This is a genomic window from Gemella sp. GH3 (assembly GCF_013415425.1).
Lineage (GTDB): Bacteria > Bacillota > Bacilli > Staphylococcales > Gemellaceae > Gemelliphila.
Genome location: NZ_JACBYC010000110.1, coordinates 1 through 5,985, shown reverse-complemented (window position 1 = coordinate 5,985; position 5,985 = coordinate 1). Strand labels below are relative to the sequence as shown.

General features: G+C 28.2%; 7 protein-coding genes. 5 read left to right on the top strand and 2 right to left on the bottom strand.

From position 1 onward, the window contains the following. A partial coding sequence (locus HZY83_RS04535) for an ArsC/Spx/MgsR family protein (protein WP_179942887.1) occupies nucleotides 1-261 on the bottom strand: 261 nt, incomplete at its 3' end. Nucleotides 262-277: 16 nt separating this feature from the next. Then, on the bottom strand, nucleotides 278-766 hold the full coding sequence (locus HZY83_RS04530) for a VanZ family protein (RefSeq protein ID WP_179942886.1): 489 nt from the start codon (nucleotides 764-766) through the stop codon (nucleotides 278-280). A gap of 144 nt (nucleotides 767-910) precedes the next feature. On the opposite strand from HZY83_RS04530, the gene HZY83_RS04525 reads away from it, so the two are divergent. From HZY83_RS04525 to nadE, 5 genes are all read left to right on the top strand, one after another. After that, the gene (locus HZY83_RS04525) at nucleotides 911-2,140 is read left to right on the top strand and encodes an aminopeptidase (RefSeq protein ID WP_179942885.1); all 1,230 of its coding nucleotides are present in this window, start codon (nucleotides 911-913) and stop codon (nucleotides 2,138-2,140) included. A gap of 139 nt (nucleotides 2,141-2,279) precedes the next feature. Then, nucleotides 2,280-2,540 carry an RNA-binding S4 domain-containing protein gene (locus tag HZY83_RS04520; protein WP_179942884.1) on the top strand — a complete coding sequence of 87 codons (261 nt, stop codon included), beginning with the start codon at nucleotides 2,280-2,282 and terminating at the stop codon, nucleotides 2,538-2,540. A 15-nt stretch (nucleotides 2,541-2,555) separates the two neighbouring features. Further along, nucleotides 2,556-3,158 carry a septum formation initiator family protein gene (locus HZY83_RS04515; RefSeq protein WP_179942883.1) on the top strand — a complete coding sequence of 201 codons (603 nt, stop codon included), beginning with the start codon at nucleotides 2,556-2,558 and terminating at the stop codon, nucleotides 3,156-3,158. Between the two features lie 162 nt (nucleotides 3,159-3,320). Then, entirely contained in the window at nucleotides 3,321-4,766 is a 1,446-nt protein-coding gene (locus tag HZY83_RS04510; protein ID WP_218925338.1) for a nicotinate phosphoribosyltransferase, read from the top strand. 11 nt (nucleotides 4,767-4,777) lie between these two features. Further along, complete coding sequence (gene nadE / locus HZY83_RS04505; RefSeq protein ID WP_179942882.1) at nucleotides 4,778-5,599, top strand: ammonia-dependent NAD(+) synthetase; 822 nt, start codon at nucleotides 4,778-4,780, stop codon at nucleotides 5,597-5,599. Nucleotides 5,600-5,985 lie beyond the last annotated feature (386 nt).

Here is a 5,985-nt window from a genome sequence, read left to right as displayed (position 1 = left end):
ATCACTTAGGAGAATATCAATTTTTTCTTCTAAATTAAGAGTAGGTAGTTTATCTTTTAATCCTAGTTCTCTATATTTTAGACCACTAGTATTAAAAAGTTTTTTAATATCTATATTAAATTGCTCTAAAATTTTATTTATATCTTCTTTTGATGGCTGTTCTTTTGTTATGTCTATAAACTTTGCATCAATATTTTTTTCGTTTATAAACTTTTTAGCAGCTCTACAAGTAGAGCATTTTGGGTATTCGTAAATTAGCATAGTTAATTTTCTCCTTTTAAATTAAAGAATATTTGTAAATAATATAAATAAAGATAAACATAATTGCTACGGAAATAATATTAATAGCTTTTTTTGTATATCTTTCAAATAATGAATCAAATATTTTGAAAATAATTATACCTATAATTGCACCTAAGGTATTATCTATTAAGTCGGTAATGTCAGTCATGCCTATAGCAAAAATAAATTGACTTGCTTCGTAAAATAAGCTGAGTGTAAATGCTAAAAATATTTTGTTAAAATTATTAGTTTTAGGCATAGTTACGCTAGAATATATTCCAAATGGAATAAATATTAGAATATTCAAGAATACTTCCATAGGATTCATATATTTATAAGGAATAGTATTGATTGTACGACTAACAGGTTCTGTTAAAAATGCTATTATATCTGCTTCCATTTTAAAAATAATAATCCATGTAAGGAATATTAAGTATACAGAAAATAAAATTTTTGTTATTAGTAAATCTTTGTTTTGTGTCATAAAAATTCCTACTTTGCAAAAATATGTTTATCATTATAACATAGATAATTGGATAGTTAAAGTTATACAATTTACAGAAATGTATTTAAAAATTTCAGTTATTTTGATATAATAGATAGAAAATAATTATAAGGAGCAAGGTAGATGACATTACAAGAAAGAATACAAAATTATGCTGCTGTTGTGGCAAAAATAGGAATAAACGTTCAAAAAGATCAAAAAGTTGTAATCCGTTCGAGTATAGAGGCTAGAGATTTTGCTTTGGCAGTATCTGAAGAATGTTACAAACTAAATGCGAAAGAAGTTCGTATAGACTGGAGTGATAAAAAATTAACTAAACAAAAACTTACTTATGAAACAAAAGAAACATTAGAAGAAGTACCTAGTTGGTTTGTTGATAAATATGAAGAAGATGTAAAACAAGGAGCTGCAATTGTATCAATAATTAGTGATGATCCCGATATTTTGGCAGATGTTGATAAAGATAAATTAAAAGTTTCAACTATTGCTACATCAAAAGCTTTAAGAAACTTTATGGCTGCTCTTATGAATAATGAATGTCCTTGGAGTATAGCTGCTGCAAGTTCAGTAGCATGGGCAAAACGCCTTTTCCCAGATCTTTCTGACGAAGAAGGATACTTAAAACTTTGGGATTTAATACTAAGTGCTTGTCGTATTGACGAAAATGGAGTAGAAAATTGGGAAAATCATATTAAAACACTAGATGAAAAAGGACAATTTTTAAATAATAGTAAGTTCAAAAAAATTCATATAACGAGTGATAATGGTACAAATTTATACGTAGGATTGCCTAAGGGTCATATTTGGCAAAGTGCAGGAAGTATAGCAGGTAAGACTGGACAAAGATTTGTTGCTAATATACCTACAGAAGAAGTATTTACATTGCCGCACAAAGATGAAACAAATGGAATAGTTTATAATACTAAACCGCTAAACTATGCAGGAGTTATTATTGACGATTTCTGGTTAAAATTTGAAAATGGAAAAGTTGTAGACTTTGCTGCAAAACGTGGAGAAGAAGTTCTGAGAAACTTGATAGAAACAGATGAAGGATCTAGGTTAATAGGAGAAATAGCATTAGTACCATTTGATTCTCCTATATCAAACACAGATATTCTTTTCTTAGAGACATTGTATGATGAAAACGCATCTTGCCATATTGCTTTAGGGAAAGCTTATCCTACTTGTTTAGAAAATGGAGAAAATATGTCAGAAGCAGAATTAGCTGCTGCTGGAGCTAATGACAGTTTAATTCACGTTGATTTTATGATAGGAGATGCTACTACAAATATCATAGGTATAACAGAAGACGAAAAAGAAATACCAGTATTTACTAATGGAAACTGGTCATAAGATAAACAAAATCGAAGTACGAGAGTAATCTTGTCTTCGATTTTATATTGAAATTTATGAAAAATATTTGCGTAACTAGTACTAATATGTAATAATTATATGTAGTTAGTTCTAATTTTCGCAATTGAAGGAGTTTAAGGTGAGAATAGATAAATTTTTAAAAGTTTCGAGAATAATTAAACGAAGAACAATAGCAAATGAAATATGTCAAAAAGGATATATTTCTGTAAATGGTAGGACTGCAAAAGCATCTACTGCTTTGAATGTAGGAGATAGAGTTACCATATTTTTTGCTAAAAAAGAAGTTGAATATGAAGTGTTAGAACTAAAAGATAGTAGTAAAAAAGAAGATGCTTCAAAAATGTTTAGAGTTATATCAGAAAAAGTTAAAGAGTTTTAGAAAGGAGAATTATTGATGTCTGATAATAAAAAGACAATTATAAATAGAGATGATAAAAGTTTTAGGCAAGATGTACGTAGAGCCAAAGAACAATATCGTAAAAAGCGTGTATCTATTATTTTGACTGTATGTCTAGTTGTATTGTCAGCAACATTAATAAGAACTTTTTTCTATTATAAAGAGAAGAAAGCTGTTGAATTAAATATACAATCACAGCAGCAACAATTACAACAACTACAACAAGATAAAAAAAATAATGAACTGATAATTAACAAATTGAAAGATCCTTATTTTATCACAGATTTAGTTCGCCAAGAATATTCTATAAGTTATTCGGGAGAATTAATTTTTAACTTGCCTATTAAAGAAAATTATCTCCAAAACTCTATAATGGATAATAATTACAACGGAGAAATAGATACTTCTAAGCAATTAAATGACGAAATTGTTAATAGGTTGTTGAAGTTAAAAGAAGAACAAGAGAAAAAATCAAATAATAATTCAAACAAAAAAGATTCTAATGATAAAGACTCTGATAATGATTCGAATAGTGAAAAAACTAGCACTACAAATAATCAAAAGAATAGTACAAATAGTACAACGAATGGCAATGAATAATATTTATTATGTGTAAAAAAGGACTGTGATTATGCAGTTCTTTTATTAATTTAGATGTATAATTTAGAGTTTTCTAGTAATTTTCTAAAAAAATTAGACCAAAATAAATAAAGTATGATAAAATAGCTATATAAGTTTTTAAGAAAAAATGGAGACATTATTATGGATAAAAAATATAATGGACATGCACTACATACAGACCTTTATCAGATAAATATGGGGTATGTTTATTTTAAAGATGGAATACACACTAAAAAATCTTACTTCGATGTGTATTTTAGGAAAGCTCCTTTTGGTGGAGGATATGCAGTATTTGCAGGATTAGCAAAAATTATAGATTATTTAAATGATTTTAAGTTTAACAAAGATGATATAGATTACTTGGCTACTTTGGGATATGATAATGATTATCTAGAGTATTTGTCTAATTTGAAGTTTACAGGAAGTGTTAGATCTGTTAGAGAAGGGGAGATTGTTTTTGGTAATGAACCTTTAATTAGAATAGAGGCTCCACTTATTCAAGCACAATTAATAGAAACTGCAATTTTAAATATTGTTAATTATCAGACGTTAATAGCGACAAAAGCTTCGAGAATCAAGCATATATGCCCAGAAGAAACTTGTATTGAATTTGGTACTAGACGTGCTCATGAATTCGATGCGGCTATTTGGGGAGCTAGAGCATCTATTATAGGGGGATTTGATGCCACTAGTAATGTGAAAGCTGCGAAACTTTTTGATATACCTTGTAGTGGTACGCACGCACATTCTTTTGTACAGGCTTATCAAGACGAAAAATTAGCATTTAAAAAATATGCAGAGTATCACAAAGATTGTTATTTTTTAGTAGATACATATGATACACTACGTTCAGGAGTTCCTAATGCAATATTAGTTGCTGATGAATTGGGAAATAAGATTAATTTCAAAGGTATTAGATTAGATTCTGGGGATATAGCATACTTATCAAAAGAGGCAAGAAAGATGCTAGATGACGCAGGATACAAAGATGCAAAAATAATAGCTTCTAACGACTTAGATGAAGGAACTATTACACACCTTAAGCAACAAGGTGCTAAGGTTGATGTTTGGGGAGTTGGAACTAAGCTGATTACAGCTTATGAAAATCCTGCGTTAGGTTGCGTTTATAAACTTGTTTGTTTAGAAGACGATAATGGAGTAATGGTAGATAGACTGAAAATTTCAGAAAATCCAGCTAAGTTAACTACTCCAGGTATAAAAAAAGTTTATAGAATAATAAACAATAAAAATGGAATGGCAGCAGGAGATTATATTGCTCTAGAAAGTGAAGATGTTAACTCTTATGACAGTATAAAATTGTTCCATCCTACACATACATATTTGTCAAAAGAAGTTCAAGACTTTACAGCTATAGATTTACATGAAGATATTTTTATTGAAGGTAAGCAAGTTTATGATGTTCCTAGTATTGAATCTAGCAAAAAGTATCTTCAACAAAGTAAAGATTTATTCTGGATGGAGTACACTCGTATTTTAAATCCAGAGTTTTATCCAGTAGATCTTAGTTATAAGTGTTGGGAAAATAGAAGTGAAATTTTAAATAGTTTAAAAAAAGATATTAAATAAAGAGGTATATTATGACTTTACAACAAGAAATAATAACTAATTTAAGGTGTAAGCAGGCTATCAATTCTATAGAAGAAATAGAAACTAGAAAGAAATTTATAAAGGATTATTTAATAGAAAATTCTTTTATAGAAAGTCTAGTTCTTGGGATATCAGGTGGTCAAGATTCGACATTATGTGGTAAAATTTGCAAATTAGCGATAGATGAGCTTCGCTATGAAACTGGAAATGATAATTACAAATTAATAGCAGTAAGGTTGCCTTACGGAAAACAATTTGATGAAGAAGATTGTAAAGATGCATTAGAATTTATACAGCCAGATATTACTTATATCGTTAATATAAAGTCAGCAGTAGATGCTAGTTATAATAGCTTGTTGCAATCAGGAATTTTAATTAGTGATTTTGCAAAAGGGAATGAAAAAGCAAGAGAACGTATGAAAGTTCAATATTCTATTGCAACTATGAATAAGGGAATTGTTGTCGGAACAGATCATGCGGCAGAAGCAATAACAGGCTTTTATACCAAATATGGAGATGGTGGAGTAGATATAGTGCCTCTTTATGGATTAAATAAAAGACAAGGTAAACAACTACTAAAAGAACTAAAATGCCCTGAGCATTTATATACAAAAGCACCGACGGCAGATTTAGAAGAAGATAAACCGGCATTAGCCGACGAAGTAGCCTTAGGGGTAACTTATGATAATATAGATGATTATTTAGAAGGGAAAAGTTTACCACAAGAAATAAAGTCAAAAATAGAACATCATTATCTTAAATCAGAGCATAAAAGGAATATGCCTGTAACATTATTTGATTTCTATAAATAATAATACTCTTATTTATTTGATAAAATTACCCAGATACTTTTATATGGTTATTTATTGATTACTTGATTAAGTAAGATAGTTTTTACAAATTAGTCTTTTCAGATTATGTTGTCATTTTCTGAAGAGACTATTATTTATATTATAACCAGAAGTAAAATAAATTAATAAATAAAAAATATGTTATTAAGTTATTTAGTAAATAGGAGTATTATTTTCTATGATAATATTATAAAAAGTGTTGACAAAGAAAAATAAAAGCTATATAATAATAAACGTCATCTTCGTTGAAGATATATTTCTCAAAAAAAAAAAAAAATTATAAAAAGTTCAAAAAAATATTGACAAAAGAAAAAGAAGATGATAGAATATTCTGTCTCTTAAAAAAA